This is a genomic window from Thalassospira sp. MCCC 1A01148, assembly GCF_001613795.1.
Classification (GTDB): domain Bacteria; phylum Pseudomonadota; class Alphaproteobacteria; order Rhodospirillales; family Thalassospiraceae; genus Thalassospira.
The window spans coordinates 262,469-278,942 of sequence record NZ_LPVZ01000019.1 but is presented as its reverse complement, the minus strand read 5'-3'; the positions used below and the strand labels follow the sequence as shown (position 1 = coordinate 278,942).

Annotated in this window: 14 protein-coding genes and 2 riboswitches; of the genes, 4 read left to right on the top strand and 10 right to left on the bottom strand. The window is 55.5% G+C overall.

Going from position 1 to position 16,474, the window contains the following annotated elements; translation table 11 throughout:
• Positions 1 to 34: 34 nt before the first annotated feature.
• The 7 genes from AUQ43_RS09115 to gpmI form a co-directional block, all read right to left on the bottom strand.
• Positions 35 to 841, bottom strand: coding sequence for a methyltransferase domain-containing protein (locus tag AUQ43_RS09115; protein ID WP_062955932.1), 807 nt, complete (start codon positions 839 to 841; stop codon positions 35 to 37).
• A gap of 124 nt (positions 842 to 965) precedes the next feature.
• Positions 966 to 1,154 carry a hypothetical protein gene (locus tag AUQ43_RS09110; RefSeq protein ID WP_062955931.1) on the bottom strand — a complete coding sequence of 63 codons (189 nt, stop codon included), beginning with the start codon at positions 1,152 to 1,154 and terminating at the stop codon, positions 966 to 968.
• 78 nt (positions 1,155 to 1,232) lie between these two features.
• Positions 1,233 to 1,778 carry an RNA pyrophosphohydrolase gene (locus tag AUQ43_RS09105; RefSeq protein WP_062955930.1) on the bottom strand — a complete coding sequence of 182 codons (546 nt, stop codon included), beginning with the start codon at positions 1,776 to 1,778 and terminating at the stop codon, positions 1,233 to 1,235.
• A gap of 42 nt (positions 1,779 to 1,820) precedes the next feature.
• On the bottom strand, positions 1,821 to 3,350 hold the full coding sequence (locus tag AUQ43_RS09100) for a divergent polysaccharide deacetylase family protein (RefSeq protein WP_084272041.1): 1,530 nt from the start codon (positions 3,348 to 3,350) through the stop codon (positions 1,821 to 1,823).
• Positions 3,351 to 3,408: 58 nt separating this feature from the next.
• The gene (locus tag AUQ43_RS09095; protein WP_062955929.1) at positions 3,409 to 4,710 is read right to left on the bottom strand and encodes a S41 family peptidase; all 1,302 of its coding nucleotides are present in this window, start codon (positions 4,708 to 4,710) and stop codon (positions 3,409 to 3,411) included.
• On the bottom strand, positions 4,707 to 6,074 hold the full coding sequence (locus tag AUQ43_RS09090) for a murein hydrolase activator EnvC (protein ID WP_062955928.1): 1,368 nt from the start codon (positions 6,072 to 6,074) through the stop codon (positions 4,707 to 4,709). Before AUQ43_RS09090 ends, AUQ43_RS09095 begins: the two co-directional genes overlap by 4 nt.
• Positions 6,052 to 7,644: a 2,3-bisphosphoglycerate-independent phosphoglycerate mutase gene (gpmI, locus tag AUQ43_RS09085; protein ID WP_062955927.1), complete on the bottom strand. Its 1,593-nt coding sequence runs from the start codon at positions 7,642 to 7,644 to the stop codon at positions 6,052 to 6,054. Before gpmI ends, AUQ43_RS09090 begins: the two co-directional genes overlap by 23 nt.
• A 273-nt stretch (positions 7,645 to 7,917) precedes the next feature.
• Positions 7,918 to 8,023, top strand: a riboswitch (glycine riboswitch).
• A 3-nt stretch (positions 8,024 to 8,026) separates the two neighbouring features.
• A riboswitch (glycine riboswitch) is annotated at positions 8,027 to 8,150 on the top strand.
• A gap of 69 nt (positions 8,151 to 8,219) precedes the next feature.
• On the opposite strand from gpmI, the gene AUQ43_RS09080 reads away from it, so the two are divergent.
• Together AUQ43_RS09080 and AUQ43_RS09075 are read left to right on the top strand one after the other, a co-directional pair.
• Positions 8,220 to 9,659, top strand: coding sequence for an L-serine ammonia-lyase (locus AUQ43_RS09080; RefSeq protein ID WP_062955926.1), 1,440 nt, complete (start codon positions 8,220 to 8,222; stop codon positions 9,657 to 9,659).
• A gap of 163 nt (positions 9,660 to 9,822) precedes the next feature.
• Positions 9,823 to 10,356, top strand: coding sequence for a dihydrofolate reductase family protein (locus AUQ43_RS09075; protein WP_062955925.1), 534 nt, complete (start codon positions 9,823 to 9,825; stop codon positions 10,354 to 10,356).
• 81 nt (positions 10,357 to 10,437) lie between these two features.
• Here AUQ43_RS09075 and fabG read toward each other — a convergent pair whose 3' ends face one another.
• Positions 10,438 to 11,217, bottom strand: a complete 780-nt coding sequence (fabG, locus tag AUQ43_RS09070) for a 3-oxoacyl-ACP reductase FabG (RefSeq protein WP_062955924.1) — start codon at positions 11,215 to 11,217, stop codon at positions 10,438 to 10,440.
• 238 nt (positions 11,218 to 11,455) lie between these two features.
• Here fabG and AUQ43_RS09065 point away from each other — a divergent pair, with 238 nt between their 5' ends.
• The gene (locus tag AUQ43_RS09065; RefSeq protein ID WP_084272040.1) at positions 11,456 to 12,457 is read left to right on the top strand and encodes a phosphotransferase enzyme family protein; all 1,002 of its coding nucleotides are present in this window, start codon (positions 11,456 to 11,458) and stop codon (positions 12,455 to 12,457) included.
• Entirely contained in the window at positions 12,454 to 13,788 is a 1,335-nt protein-coding gene (locus AUQ43_RS09060; RefSeq protein ID WP_062955923.1) for an aspartate aminotransferase family protein, read from the top strand. Before AUQ43_RS09065 ends, AUQ43_RS09060 begins: the two co-directional genes overlap by 4 nt.
• A 21-nt stretch (positions 13,789 to 13,809) precedes the next feature.
• On the opposite strand, the gene AUQ43_RS09055 is transcribed toward AUQ43_RS09060, so the two are convergent.
• The gene (locus AUQ43_RS09055; protein WP_062955922.1) at positions 13,810 to 14,583 is read right to left on the bottom strand and encodes a DeoR/GlpR family DNA-binding transcription regulator; all 774 of its coding nucleotides are present in this window, start codon (positions 14,581 to 14,583) and stop codon (positions 13,810 to 13,812) included.
• 53 nt (positions 14,584 to 14,636) lie between these two features.
• The gene (locus AUQ43_RS09050) at positions 14,637 to 16,436 is read right to left on the bottom strand and encodes a methyl-accepting chemotaxis protein (protein WP_062955921.1); all 1,800 of its coding nucleotides are present in this window, start codon (positions 16,434 to 16,436) and stop codon (positions 14,637 to 14,639) included.
• Between the last annotated feature and the right edge of the window lie 38 nt (positions 16,437 to 16,474).

The window sequence follows — 16,474 nt, the reverse complement described above, 5'->3', positions numbered from 1 at the left end:
GGGGCTCCTTGTCAGGGATGTCTGCTTTCCGGGCTTACCCGGATTTCTTTTGGGCAATCATGAACAGACGGTTGAACGGAAACAGGGTTCGCCCATCATCACGTGATGGATAAACCTGATTAAGACGTTCCTTGTATTTCTTGGTAAATTTTTCGCGCGCTTCGTCATCTGGCAGGGCATCCATCACCGGACGCAAGATGGTCGAACTGGTCCAGTTATACACCGCATCGGGGCCAGTCAGGACATGGCAATACTGGGTTTGCCACAGATCGATGTCGTCACAGGACGGGGCAAGCGCATCGAAATAATCACCCGGACGCATGATGCGGGCTGCGTGTATGGCGGTTGCCACTTCCTTGCGCCAATCCATGCCGGCTTCACCGATCAACTGGTGGCTGGGGGCAAGAAAGTTGTTGGGCACCTGAATGGCGATCATGCCGCCGGGGCGCAGATGTTCAAGAAGACGTGGAAACAGCTTTGAATGATCAGGCACCCAGTGCAGGGCTGCATTGGAAAACAGCAGATCAACCGGCTCATCAGGTTGCCAATCTGCGATGTCTGCCTTTTGCCATGTGATGTTTTCTGCGCGCTTGCGCGCGGTTTCAAGCATCTCGTCAGAAGAATCGACGCCGACGATGCTTGGCCCGTCAGTCGCGCCTGCACCATAAGCATCGGCAAGAACCGCCGTCACTGATCCCGGGCCACAGCCGAGATCGACAATGCTACGGGGAGAAAACCCGTTTGCCGGTTTGGGCAAACGTGAAATCAGATCGATGGCCGGTCGCAGGCGCTCATTGCCGAACAAACCGTAACGGGCAGGGTCCCAATGTGTATTGCTCATGGGAAACTCTTATCGCGTTTCGGGAGCCGTTTGAAGCATGGAGGTGACTAATTCCCAAAGACTTACGCCCCGAACCAATGAACGGGGCGCAGTAAACCGGATTTACATCACGTCAGGGCAGCGATCAGTGATCAGCTGCCTCGAGCTGATCATAGTGGCCCTTGATCAGATGGAACATGAACAGCACGGCACCAATGAACATGGCAAGGCCGACGAAGTAGGAATAGCCGTCCTGCGAACCTGACGCATAAAACAGGCCGAAAAGACCGACCACAATGGTCAAAACACCAAAGATCAACCGATCCATACCCATGCTGGAACTCCTCTAAGCCGAATGTCTGTTTATTAAATCTAACGAAAACTGCGCTGCGATCAAACCGCAAACATCGTCTTATGCATCACCCATTTCGCGAATTCTTTGCGGTACATCATGAAATTCAGCCGCGATTTGCAAATAAACAGGTCTTTTGAACGGTACGATCAGATCAGGCAAGGTCGCCAGATCGTTCCAGCGCCAGCTGTCGAATTCCGGGTCTGGCACATCAATATTGATGTGCTTGTCCTTGCCGGTAAAGCGCATGGCGAACCATTTCTGTTTCTGGCCGCGATACTTGCCTTTGAAAGCCTTGCCAATCAAATGTTTGGGGAGATCATAGGTCAGCCAGCTTGGCGTCTCAGCGACGATTTCGGCTTTGTCGGTTCCGATCTCTTCCTTGAGTTCGCGCATTGCGGCTTCGACCGGGGTTTCCCCCTCGTCAATTCCGCCTTGCGGCAATTGCCAGGCGCCTTCGAACCCGTAGCGGTTACCCATCCAGACCAGTCCGTCGGCATTGAACAGGGCAATGCCGACACACGGACGATAGGGAAGGTCCTCTGCTGTGACGTGATCCGGGGAACCGGTTTCCGTCTGTTTGGGGGTGTCGGACTTTTTTGCCATGATTGCTCCTGACGGGCGGGCCAAGCGGCCCGGCAACTGTTGCTAGTTCTCAATTGTGTCGGCCGGTTCGGCGTTCTCTTCCTGGGCTGCCTGCTCGGCCATGGCTTCGCGTTCACGTTCTTCGGCTTCAAGGCGGGCCGCTTCGGCCTCGTCCGCTGATTGCGGGGTGACCTGCTGGCCGCTAATTGCGCTGACGGGTACCAGAACAACACCGTGACGGCGCAGGCGGAACGCCCAGTTGCGCAGTCGCTGAATTGTCACCGGATAGGATTGCGCAATTCCGACGGCAACTCCGTTGCGTTTGGCCATTTCAACCAGTTCGGCCAGACGGTTGTCAATCTGGCGGCGGCTTGGCGTGTCATCAATGATCACATTGCCAATCGCATTCGGGGTGCCGGCGTTTGCTGCCAATTGTGCACCATAACTGGCAACTCCGCTGCCCGATGCTTCGACATACATCAGACCCGTGCGCGATATGAATTCGATCACCGGGCGAATGGCGCTATCAAGGCTGCCAAATTTGGATCCCTGACGGCTGACCAGTCCGGCATACCCCGGGAAGCGCGCCAGCAGCCATTCCAGACGGACAAGATTTTCGCCCTCTGACAGCGACGTCAAAAGCGCGCGCGGGCCGGGATCGGAAAGCGGGAAGTCAGCCGGTTCCATGGGAAGTTCAAGAAAGACCTCATGGCCCATGGCGCGTGCTTCGCGGGCAACGGTTTGCAAATCGCGGGCATAAGGCGAAATCGCCAGCGAGATATTCAAAGGCAGATCATTGATCGCGGTTTCGGTACGCTGTTCGTTCAGGCCGACACCGGTCAGCATCACCGCGACAACAGGCGTGTCTTCCGGAAGTTCGAACGGGCGCTTATAGGCATCAAAAGGCGTTGTGCCATCATCGGCAATGCGCGGGATGCGGCCAAAGCTGCCTTCTTCGTCCAGACCGGGCAACGGGGCCGGGCGCAGGGGATCGGGCTCGATCGGATCATCAAGCGATCCTTCTTCCTCGATCAGGGCTGCGAGTTCTTCCGGGGTCGGGGCATCATTTCCACCGGTGCCATCAGTTGAACCCGGTGTTCCGATCAGGTCGGAAACGCCATCAAGGTTCCCTGCAATGTCTTCGGCGGATTGTTCTTCACCGTTCGCTGCGTTTGCTGCTTGCTGTGCCGCACGGTCACGATCCTGAATATCCTGAACACCGCGTGCGATTTCTTCTTGTAGTTCGCGCTCGGTGCCCGGAACCGTAATTGTGGTTTGCGGTCCGCCCATGTGAAACAGACGCCAGCCGGTTTCAGGGTCCAGAACAGGGATCATCGCAACTGCTGTTGCCCCGAACGGCGACAGAAACAGCGTAATAATCAGCAACTTTGACAGCCAGCTGCGCCGTGATTTAGGCCGTTTGGGCAGTCGTTTTGACTGCACCTCGATGGGCAGCTCGTTAAAGGGAAGATCGTCAAGATTGACATCGTCCTCGTCTTCGGCGGCGTCAGTCATCCCGTCGGCAAGGTCGTCGGCCAGCTCATCGGCCATTTCCCCGTCGATGTCGCCGTTCTCCTTTTTGCGGAACGGCAAGGAATTTAGGATTTTCCTGAACACGAACAGCTAGTCTTTCACGATGCCAAGCCCAACCTTATCCATTCGGACGTGGGCCAAACAGGGAAATACCCCGGATCATGTCAAGCGCCCGCGACAGCTGATAGTCGTCAACCGCCAGCTGCTCGGCCTCGTCACGGCGGGAGTTTGCATCCTTTTCTTCATCACTGATGCCTTCGTCCTCATTGCGAAGGGCCCCGCTCAGGGACGCTTCCGAACGACGGGTTTCGGCTTCGATGCTTTCGACGCGTGCCTGCGGAACGATGATGTCCGGCACGATGCCCACTTCCTGAATGGATTTGCCAGATGGCGTGTAATAGCGCGCAGTGGTCAAACGAAGGGCGACGTTGCCCGGCATTGGCAGGATGGTCTGAACCGATCCCTTGCCAAAGCTGCGCGTGCCCATGATGACAGCGCGACGGTGATCCTGAAGGGCACCCGCGACGATTTCCGATGCCGAGGCAGAGCCATCATTGATCAGAACCACAATCGGCAAACCTTCGCTGAGGTCACCACTGCGTGCGTTGTAACGTTCGGTATTCTCGGTATCACGCGGGCGGGTCGATACGATTTCGCCCTTATCAAGGAAGGCATCGGAAACCGAGATCGCCTGGTCAAGCAAACCGCCCGGGTTGTTGCGCAGATCAATGACCAGACCCTTGATTTCCGGGCCGATTTCTTCGCGCATGTCAGCAATGGCGCGCTGCAGGCCACTAGAGGTCTGTTCATTGAATTTGGTGATGCGGATATAGCCGACATCGTCTCTGGGCTCGGCGCGTACTGACTGGATCTTGATGACAGCACGGGTCAGGGTAACATCGAACGGTGCCTGTTCACCCTTGCGGATGATGGTCAGGACAATGTCGGTATTGACCTTGCCGCGCATCATTTCGACCGCGTCATTTAGCGTCATGCCGCGAATGGCGGTGCCGTCAATATGGGTGATGAAGTCGCCCGGCTGCAGACCGGCCTTTTCGGCCGGGGTGTCATAGATCGGCGCGATGACTTTAACAAAGCCGTCTTCCATGGTGACTTCGATGCCAAGGCCGCCGAATTCGCCGCGGGTATCGACCTGCATTTCCTCGAAATTATCCATATTCAGATATGACGAATGCGGATCAAGCGACGTCAGCATGCCGTTGATGGCTGCTTCGATCAGTTGTTTGTCATCGACGTCTTCGACATATTTGCCTTTGACCTGTTCGAATACATCACCGAACAGATTGAGCAGGCGATAGGTCTCAGCCGAGGAGGTTGAAGATTGCGCCAAACCTGGCGACGCAAGGCCGAGAGTCATGCCGGTCGCGAGTGCGAGTACTGCCAATCGAGAGGTTTTCATCCACTTACCTTGCCGTTTTTCGAGGCCAGCCATGGAAGCGGATTGATTGCTTCCCCGTTCTGGCGCATCTCCAGATATAGTTTTGGCGAAGTTTCACCCATAATACCAACAGGTTCGCCCGCCAATAGATATTGTCCTACCACACTGTCGAGCCGATCAAAACCGGCGATAAGGCTATGGTATCCTTCGCCGTGTTCGATAATCAAGAGTCGGCCATAACCGCGGAAGGGCCCGGCAAAGACAACTTTGCCGTCAAAAGGCGAGACAACCTGTGCATTTGCGCGTGTGCTGATCTCAATTCCCTTCGACCGGTTTACGGTCAAACCATCCGGGCCGCGTGATTTTTCACCAAAAAGTGTAACGACTTTACCGCTGGCGGGCATCCTGAGGTTGCCTTGTGCCAGTGTGATTGAACTGCCAACGGCAAATTCTTCTTCGTCGCTTGTGTCGTTGGTTCCGCTGTCATTACTGCTTGCGGGTTCGGTTTTGCTTTCGGGTGGTGGTGGCGGTGTGTTTTTGGCAATCGTTGTTGCGCCAAGCGTATCGGCATCCGGTTCGGTGCGCGCTGCAACCCGCATGTCCGGACGTGACCGCGGCACCGGCAGGCCCTCGGCGCGGTTTTGAAGATTGCGCAGAAGCTCGCCCAGTGATTTTGCCTCATCGGCCAGCGCGCTGACCGCCTCGGCGGCTTCTTCGGCTTCGGCCTCTGTCTGGGCGCGCAGGCGGCGCTTTTCATCAAGCAACGCTGAGAGGGATGCGCGTTCGTTCTGCAATTCTTGGGTGGCGGCGGCCAACTCGCTGCGACGATTGCGGATATCTTCGCGCAGGGTGGCGATCTCGCCCAGTTCCTTGCGCAGGTCACGCGCGTGTTGCTCGACACCGGGCAGGGCGGCTTTCAGCAATACTGCCGAACGCAGTGTATCCTGTGGCGATGTTGGCAGGGCAATGACGGCCTCGGGCGGCGTGGTCGAAAGACGCTGCAGGGCCATGAGAATGCGGGCATATTGCCCGGCCTTGTCTTCCAGACTGGTGGCAGCAACCTTTTCACGCGCTTCAAGGTTTTCTAGCTGATCTTCCAGATCGGTCAGGGTTGTTTCAAGGCGCTGGGCGCGTCTGGCGACGGAAATCGCCTCGGACTGAAGGGCTTGTTCCTCGGTCCAGAGTTCACGCGATTTGCGTGACAGGAATTCTTCCTGTTTTTGCTGTTCGGAAAGCTGGTTTTCAAGTTGATCGAGTTGCTGATCAACTTTTTGCAGTGATTGGGCAAAAGAAGGCGCAGCCCCGCCTGCAGCAAGAACCGCAAATGCGATCAGCGCAGGCAGGGCGATCTCATAAGCTAGCTTAGCTCGCAAGAAGCGCGTCATTTTCTTTCATGCCCTTAAGCAAGGGTTTTCCGGTCATCTCGGCCGGTTGCGGCACGCCAAGCAATTGCAGCAGGGTCGGTGCGACATCGGCCAAACGCCCATCTTCCAATGTTACTCCTTCCGGACCGTTAACAAGGATGGTCGGAACGAGATTAAGCGTATGTGCGGTGTGCGGTTCGCCGGTTTCCGGATCGACCATCACTTCGCAGTTACCGTGATCGGCGGTGACAAATGCAACGCCGCCCACCGACTTGATCGCGTCAATCACCTTGCCAAGGCAGCTGTCAACGGCCTCTGCCGCCTTCATGGCCGCTTCAAGAATGCCGCTATGGCCGACCATATCGGGGTTCGCGAAATTCAGGATAATGGTGTCGTATTTTTCCGACTTTATGGCCGCAACCAGCTTTTCGGTAACTTCCGGCGCAGACATTTCCGGCTGCAGGTCATAGGTCGCTACTTTTGGGGACGCGACTAGAATGCGTTCTTCGCCGTCAAAGACCTGTTCTTCGCCGCCATTAAAGAAGAAGGACACATGCGGGTATTTTTCGGTTTCGGCAATGCGAAGCTGCTTCATGCCTGCCTTGGAAACCACTTCGCCAAAGATGTTTGGCAGGGTTTGCGGCGGATAGATCGCATCCATGTATTTGGCATGTTCGGACGAATATTCGACCATCCCGGCCTGCACGGCGAATTTCACCGGCGTGCCGCGATCAAACCCGTCAAAATCCGGTGCGCAGAGGGCGGCCAGAATTTCACGCGCACGGTCCGCGCGGAAGTTGGTCATCAGAAGGCCATCGCCATCTTTTATACCAGCATAATCGCCAATCACGGTCGGCAGGACGAATTCGTCTGTGGTGTCGGCTTCATAGGCGCTGGCAATCGCGGCCTCGGCACTTTCGGCTGTGCGGCCATCGACGTAATTTTTGCCCTGAACCATGGTGAAATAGGCTTGGCTCACGCGTTCCCAGCGATTGTCGCGGTCCATGGCGTAATAGCGGCCTGTGACTGTGGCGATTTCAACATTGGCATCGCCAATCAGGGCGCGGAATTTCTCAAGGAATTTGGCGGCACTTTTCGGTGCGGTATCACGACCATCAAGATAGGTGTGGATTTTTACCGGTACACCGGCAGCCGCAATAATTTTGGCAAGGGCGGCCATGTGCGCCTGATGGGAATGCACCCCGCCCTCGGACAGAAGGCCCGCGATATGGCAGACGCCCTTGGAATCGGACAGTTTGGCAATGATCTTTTTGACGGTGTCGGTTTCGGCGATGGTGCCGGTTTTGACGGCCTCGTCAATTTTGGGCAGTTCCTGCATGACGACGCGGCCAGCACCAAGGTTCATGTGACCGACTTCCGAATTGCCCATCTGGCCTTCGGGCAGGCCAACATCCAGACCGCAGGCCTTGAGGAACCCGGTTGGGTTATTGGCGTAAAGGTCATCCCAGACAGGCGTGTTGGCAAGCGCAACAGCGTTGTTCTTGCTTTCTTCGCGATAACCCCAGCCATCCAGAATGCACAGCACCACAGGGCGCGGGCGCTTTACGGAATTCGATACAGTCACGTTCATAAACCCCACAGATAAAGTAAAAGGCTGAATGTCCCGTAAATATGGTGACTTACGGGATGTTTCGCCATTAATCCTGTTATGCGGGCAGGGTGGGTCAACCTTCGCACACAACAGGTGCATGAATTGTCCCGGCAATTTAGCACGATTGCCGGTATGTAACAGTATCCGTCGCAGAAAATTTTGCAGATGCACACCAGTTCTTTTGACAGTGTCTAAAGACGCAGATAGTGTTCAATCTGACGGTGAACCTCTGAGGTGGCAGAAATGCCATTTCGCACCGTGACGGGAGAGTTCGGATGTCATGCGATTTGCGTGATGGACGGCGCCGAAGGAGCAATGCCTCATAAACACTCTCAGGCAGATGGACCGTCACGGATAGAGGCTCTGGAGAGAGAAACCAAAAAGCGTCTGGGAGAAAGCGCTGGTCAGGTTTCCACCGAAGGATAAACGCCATTTGCGCGATCATGATCGGGCGTTGGCGGATAATCTCAGGTCAAGGGACAGAGGGGGCAAAAACACCGGTTCGTAAACAGCGCGAAAACAAGCGCTTTATTGAGCCGTGAAGGAGGCCCTTGATGACGAATCCCGCGACCGATCCCTCTTCGGGATCGCAAAACAATTCCCAGCACGACGTCAACCTGTCGGTTGTCGACCTTTACACGATCGGCATCGGCCCATCGAGTTCGCATACGGTTGGCCCGATGCGTGCGGGTTATCGTTTCTGCCTTGAACTGGAATCGCGCAATCTTTTGCAAAACACCGGCAGTGTCGTGGTTGATCTTTACGGTTCGCTTGCCCTGACGGGCAAGGGGCACGCAACCGATACCGCCGTGATCATGGGCCTGAATGGCAAGCGCCCGCGCAACATTGATCCTGATGATATTGTGCCAACGGTCGCGGCAATTGATGAAACCAACCTGCTGCAGCTTTACGGCCAATATCCGGTGTCGTTTAACCGCGATACCAATCTGGTGTTTCATTTCACCGAAACCCTGCCGCAGCATCCCAATGGTATGCGCATTACCGCCTTTGACCGCGATGGCCTAAAGATCCACAGCCAGGAATATTTTTCGGTCGGGGGTGGCTTTATCGTCTCAAGCGATGATCACGGGGCGGAGTATTCCGGTGATAACATCACCTTGCCATTTCCGTTCTCTTCTGCGGATGAACTTATGGAAATCTGCAAGCGCGAAGGTCGATCCATCGCGGAAATCATGATGGAGAACGAGCAAAGCTGGCGCAGCCCAGAAGAAACCATCGCTTTTGTCGATCGCGTTCATGATGCGATGATGTGCTGCATTGACCGTGGCATTCGTACCGATGGCATTTTGCCCGGTGGGCTCAATGTGAAGCGGCGGGCATCGAAGCTTTATAAAGAACTGACGGAGAAGCCCGAGGCGGGCCTGCGCGATCCGCTGACCGTGATTGACTGGGTTAACCTTTATGCGCTGGCCGTGAACGAAGAAAATGCCGCAGGCGGGCGGGTTGTTACCGCGCCGACTAATGGGGCGGCGGGCGTTATTCCGGCTGTACTGCGCTACTACGAAAAGTTTGGTGCCAATGCCAATCAGCACAATATACGTGAATTTCTGTTAACCGCGGCGGCGATCGGGTCGATCTATAAAAAGCGTGCCTCAATCTCGGCGGCCGAAGTTGGCTGTCAGGGCGAAGTTGGGGTTGCCTGTTCGATGGCGGCCGGTGCGTTGTGTGCGGTTCTTGGTGGAACGCCAGAGCAGGTCGAAAACGCTGCCGAAATCGGCATGGAACATAACCTTGGTCTGACCTGCGATCCGATTGGTGGTCTGGTGCAGGTACCTTGCATCGAACGCAACACCATGGGCGCGGTCAAGGCGATCAACGCCGCACGCCTGGCTTTGCGCGGTGACGGCCAGCATACCGTGTCGCTTGATAAGGTGATCGAGACCATGCGCCAGACGGGACTCGACATGCAAAGCAAGTACAAGGAGACCAGCCAGGGCGGTCTTGCGGTCAATGTCAACGTGGTCGAGTGCTAGCCCCAATTCTTAAGAATAGGGCAGAAAACCGGGCTTTTTGACATCTATAATGTAAATTGGCCGGTTTTATGTGCTTGTTTCTTGCGACTTGCGGTTGGTGTTTTGCTATGATTTTCCGACTAAAAAATAGGGGCAAAGACCCCAATATCGGTTGGACATAGACATGAGCAAAAAACTGTTCCGCATTTACATCGCGGTCAGTCTGGATGGCTTCATTGCGCGCGCTAATGGTGCGGTGGACTGGTTGGGGGAATATGACCCGGCCGAGTTCGGCTTTGATGACTTTCTGGACTCCGTTGGCACCCTGATCATCGGGCGAAACACTTTTGATCAGGTGATGGAATTTGGCGATTGGCCTTATGAGGCCCGTCGCACAATCGTTCTGACATCACGGGATCTGCCCCGGGACCGGCCCGCCAATACCGAGGCCTATGGCGGGAGCATCATCGAACTGGTCGATCAGTTGCGTGACCGTCGGGCCGGAGACGGTGATATCTGGGTCGTTGGAGGGGGCAGTGTGGTAACACAGTTCCTGTTTGGCGGCTTTGCTGATCAACTTGATATCTTTACGATTCCAGAAGTGCTGGGCGATGGCATTTCATTGTTCGGGCGTGATGCCGGGGGGATCAAGCCCCGGCTGCTGGCATCCGAGCGATACAATTCCGGCGTCGTGCGCAGCCAGTACGGCTTGGCATAATCACAAAGAAACAGCACAGACAGCATCGCGATTCCGATGCGGTCTGTGCTTTTCTGTGCCGGTTTTGAAGCGGGTAGAAGCTTAGATCTCCTCAAGTGCCTCAAGCGATTCCGGCAGTATCTGACCACCGTCGACCACGATCTGCTGGCCGGTGATGTAGGCGGCTTCATCAGATGCAAAGAACAGCGCGGCATTGGCAATATCCTCGACACTGCCCAGACGTTTGAGCGGGATCGAGTTGGCCATGGAATCAAGATATTCCTGACCAAGATCAGCAAGGCCTTCTGTCATGATATTGCCGGGCATGACGGCATTGATCGTCGTGTTATAGCGTGACAATTCCATGGCTGCGGTCTTGATAAAGCCAAGCTGGCCGGCCTTCGACGCGCCATAATGCGACCACCCCGGATAGCCCGTTACCGGCCCGGTGATCGAGGATGTGATCACCACGCGACCCTTGCCGGTTTTTTCGAAATAAGGGATACAGGCCTTCACGCACAAAAAGCTGCTTTTAAGGTTGGTCGACATCACCTGATCCCAGTCGTCCGCTGTCATGTCGACCATCTTGATCTGTGGGAAGATGCCGGCATTGGCGCACAGGATATCAATCCCGCCAAAGGTCTTGGCAGTGTGTTCGGCCAATGCGCTTACCTGTTCGAAATCTGACACATCGCACAAGAATTTGTCGGCGGTACCCCCGGCTGCCTTGATTTCATCAACCGTTGCGGCGGCATCCTTTTCGGTGCGGGCCGCGATCATGACCTTTGCACCCTTGCTGGCAAATACCATGGCAATACCCTTGCCAATGCCCTTGGAGCCACCGGTGACGATGACGCTTTTGCCGGAAATCGAAGTCAGCATGGTCGATCCTTTCGTGAAGTCATTGGGCAATGCGCCAGCTTTTGCCGGGTTCGCTTGTTGCCGGTTCCCTGATTGTGCGCTGCGTTATGTTTTCTTGATGATTGGTCGAAATATTCCGTGATGCAACAAAAAATGTTGCAAGTTACACATTTTGTGCCGCATTATTCACAAAATGGCGCTGGGGCGGCACGGAACCCCGTTCCAATGGCGGTCAAGGTTGAGCGACAGGAGGCACCGGTTGGGCGGCATTTACGATGACAACATGATTGATGTCCTGAAGGCCGGGGCGGCATCGGTTCTGCCCGGATGGGGCATGGCACCAGATACCGATGTGTCATTACTGACCGTTTCGGAAAACGCGACCTTTTTGGCAACAGACCCAAACAGTGGTGCGAAGCTGATCTTGCGGGTGCATCGACCGGGCTATCACACGCGCGCGGAAATCGAATCTGAATTGGCCTGGATCAATGCCCTTCGTGCTGCTGAGGTCGTCGATACACCCAAGCCGCGCCTGCGCAGTGACGGGTCGCTGGTCGCCGAATTCGATCAGGGGGGCGTCAGTCGCCATGTGGTTGCCTTTGATTTCATGAGTGGTTCTGAACCTTCCGCCGATGAGGCATTGGTTGATGGGTTCTTCAAACTGGGCGCGATCAGTGCACGTCTGCACGGGCATGCGCGGCAATGGACGCGATCTGTTAATTTTGTCCGCAAAAGCTGGACCTTTGACACCACCCTTGGTGCCAATCCGCATTGGGGAGACTGGCGCGCAGCCCCCGGCCTTGATAGCGATGGTCTGGCGTTGCTTGAGCGACTGTGCAGTCATCTTGACCAGAAATTGTCGGCTTTCGGGATGGGCAATGATCGGTTCGGGTTGATCCATGCCGATCTGCGTTTGGCCAATCTGTTGGTCGATGGTGAACGACTTGGTGTGATTGATTTCGATGACTGCGGTTTTGGGTGGTTTGGCTATGACTTTGCGGCAGCGATCAGCTTTATCGAACTTGATCCGATGATCCCGGCACTTAAGGAAGCATGGATCGAAGGATACAGGACCGTTGCGCCATTTTCGGCCAGTGATGCGGGGATGCTTGATAGCTTTGTGATGCTGCGTCGCCTGCTTTTGACCGCCTGGATCGCAAGCCATCCGGAAACGCCGACCGCACAGGAAATGGGGACGGGCTTTACGGCAGGGACCCTGCAAATGGCGCAGGATTATCTGACGGCCGAAGGTGCAAAATGAAGCCTGTGCGCCCCATCCTTGATATGAACGCCTATGATGGCAAAACGTCACCCGATCAGCTCAAGGCTGGAGATGACTTGCTGTCACGGCGCACCCGGAACTTTGGTGCAGCATCGGTCTTGTTTTACCGTGATCCGATTGAAATGGTGTCGGGGGCAGGCTGCTGGATGACGGCGGCGGACGGCACCAGTTATCTTGATTTCTATAACAACGTCCCATCGGTCGGTCATTGCCATCCGCGTGTTGTTGCTGCCATGGCCGAACAGGCGGCCAAGCTCAATATCAACAGTCGGTATCTGCATCAGACGACAGAGGAATATCTCGACCGCCTGAAGGCGACGTTCCCGGACTATCTTGAAAATGTTGTTCTGACCTGCAGCGGCAGTGAGGCCAACGATCTTGCATTGCGTATTGCCGGACGCGCTACGGGGGCGCGCGGCGTTATCGTGACCGAGTCTGCCTATCACGGGAACACGACGGCAGTGACCGACATTTCCCCATCAGCATTGAAGCGCGGCAACCTGCCCGATCATGTTGTTGCCGTTCCCGCACCGAGCAAATTGACCTATGGCGACAACATAGCCGCCGGTTTCGCCGATGAAGTTCACAAGGCCGCACTTGTTCTAGAGGATCGTGGGCATGGGGTAGCTGCCTTGATCGTGGACAGCATTTTTTCAAGCGACGGTGTGTTTTCCAATCCGCGCGGTTTCCTGAGACTTGCGGTGGCGGTCGCTCATCGGGCGGGGGGGCTGTTTATTGCCGATGAAGTTCAACCGGGTTTTGCGCGAACCGGGGATGCGTTCTGGGGATTTGATCGTCATGACGTCGAACCCGACATCGTCAGCATGGGTAAACCGATGGGCAATGGTTTCCCCATGGCAGGCATTGCGGTGCGCCCGGAACTTTTGAATGCGTTTTGCGAAGACGTTGGTTATTTCAACACCTTTGCCGCAAGCCCCGTGGCATCGGCGACGGGATTGGCAGTGTTAAATGTTATCCGTGATGAGAACCTTCAGGGAAATGCTGCACTTTCTGGCAACTCATTGCGTGAAGGATTGCTGCATCTGGCCGATATTGATGGACGCATCAGTGATGTACGTGGTGCGGGCTTGTTTATCGGTGTTGATCTGTCCCCGGACGGCGATCCGGCCAAACCCAGCGGGCAACTGGTCAGTGATGTGATCAATGCCATGCGCGAACATCGCGTTCTTATCGGTGCGGCCGGGAAACACGGTCAGACATTGAAAATACGTCCGCCACTTTGCCTGAAGTCGTCCGAGGTCGATTTCTTTATTGATGCACTGGCAAAGTCCCTGCGGTCCTGTCGCTAGGGGGTGGTTTGGGCTGAGAGGTCAGGTTTTCGTCGCAGCCTTGATCATACAACCGCCTCCCCGGATGGTTTCATCAAGCACCCCCATGGGGTGTTCATCCGTGACAAGAACATCGACCGACGTCCAGTCGCAATAGCGCGCCGGGAAGGCCTGATTGAACTTGGTATGATCGGCAACGATCATGCTGCGGGTGGCGCGTTCCATCATGACGGAATAAACGTCAGCCGCCTCGATCAGCGCATCGCTTGCCCCGTCACCATCAAGGCCGCTGGCACCCAGAATGGCCCATTCCACCCGATAGTTTTCAAGAAACCGCACGGTCTGCGCGCCATGCATCGCACCCTCCTGTGCGTGATAAAGCCCGGGCGCCATGATGACCCGGATCGTCGGATTGATGGCAAGAACCGTCGCCACACCGAAAGAATGGGTGATCACGGTCAGATCGGTCATGGTGACAGCCAATCGTTTGGCAACATGAACCGTCGTGGCACCAGACCCGATCATGATATGGCGTGCCCCGGCCAGAACCGGCACGGATTGTTTGGCGATGCTTTCGCGTTCGGCAATGTGAAGTTGATGGCGTTCGTTCAGCCCCGGCTCGCTCGCCTGACGGCGAACCGCACCGCCATAGGTACGGTTGATCAATCCTTGCGACGTCAGTTCGTCAAAGTCGCGCCGGATGGTCTCATTCGAGACATTCAGGCGTTCGGCCAGATCGGCGATCCGCAATGACGGTTCAAGGTCGAGTTCGCCAAGAATGCGTTGTTGTCGAAGGGTTTTCTTGTTTGCTGCCATGATGCGATGATAGTGCCCGGACTCTCATCGCGCCAGCCGTTTTACGCAATCTGTCAATCGGGATTGAGCCCGTATTTGCGGCAGTGGGCGTGGTAGCTGCTGGCCAGTTCATCGGCCCCGATCAGATTGCCGGCTTCGTCCTTGTAGGTCAGGTGATGTTCAATCTTTTGACCCTGCCAAAGCTTCTCTATTTCGGTGCGTTTTGGCGTATTGCGGAAATCAGCAATGAAGTTATTGATCGCACACAGCAGTGGATAGGATGCAGGGTCGGCAGCAACTGCCGCCGCATAAAAGAACGGGTGCGACAGGATCGGTTTGGGCAGGACCTCCAGTCGGCCATGCCATGGGCTTTGCGGGTTTTTCGAAGCCCAGTAAAACACCGGATGATCTCCGGCAAAGGCATCAATTGCCCCGTCGGCAACGGCATCATGGACGCGCGAGATATCGCCATAGGCGATCATGTTCGAAAGCTTGGCAATGCCGCCGGGCTTGTTTTCATTGTCCGCCCAGCGAAGACCGACATCCTCAAGCACGGCAAGGGCGGCCGGGTCGTTAACCGTCCCCAGAACCTTGCCCTCAAGATCGGCAATCGTGTTGATTGATGTGTTATCCGGGCGGCGGATCAGCGAAAAGTTAAGGTACGTGTAAGTATCTGAAAACGCGACACCCTTGTAAAAATCACTTGGCGGCAGCGCACACCAGACAACATCGGCGGGCGGTTGTCCCGCCTTTTTGCCAACAAACAGAAGCTCGGTCAAAAGATCCCACGGATGTTCAATGAACTCGCATTTTACGCCGATGGATTTGGCAAAGGCTTCGGCATAGTCGATATCAATGCCATGCAGCGGGCCGCCCTTTTGCGGGCGGAAGGATGCACCGACCAGTGCCGGGTCGATCGCAATGCGTATTTTGCCACGTGCCTTGATGTCGGTAAGCCGGTCATAAGCAGGGTCTTCATGGATGTGATTGGCTGCAAGAAATTGCGAAAGCCGTCCTTTGGCCGAGATGGAGTCTTCGGTGCAGTTTGATAGCTTGCCGATTTCACCTGCGGCCCAGGTGACCTTGCCCCGTGCACGCGCAGATGATTCCTTGCTGGCATCCAGCAGTTCGAAGACGACATGGTTATGGCCACTGATATGCTCCAACCGACCCGACATCTCGTGGAAACGGTTTTTCAGATCGCTAAGTGCCTGTTCGATTTCACCCCCGAGACTGTCAAGATCGCGTCCAATACTGACCATGCTATCGCGCAGGGACTGCGTGACGTCGGACAGGTCAATCAAGTCAACCGCCTCGTTGGTGCGTTGCATTGTGCTTTGAGCCAGATTGCCGACTTCCTTGGCAACAACGGCAAAACCGCGTCCGTGCTCGCCCGCGCGGGCTGCTTCGATGGTGGCATTCAGAGCCAAAAGCTTGATGCCTTTGCCGATATCTTCAATCGCGCTCAGGACCTTGGTTGCGCCTTCGGCTTTGGATTCAAGGTCCTGACTGATTTTTTCAAGATCAGTGCGGATCGCATGGGTCTTGGTCGAGACGATTTCGCGCGTGGATTCCTGCACATCATTGGCTGTTGCAGTGCTTTCCTCAATCTCGCGACTGGTTTGTTCAAGCCCGGTACGCAGATTGTTAGAGCGAACATCAATTTCGCGCATCAGGCTGTCCTGGGTTTCACCAGCGGTATTGGCGAATTCCAGCAAATGTTCGATATAGTCAAGGGCAGTGGAAATACCGCGCATCAGCGCGTCAAGTTGTTCAGCTTGCGGGTCGCTGTAAACAGATTGCATGTCTGCTGATTGTTGCAGTGCGTCCTGATCGCTCAAGTCCGCACGCGGTGCCATGATGGTTTCTTCCATTTTCAAAGCCTCACCACTGCCACTGAATTTTGTGAATT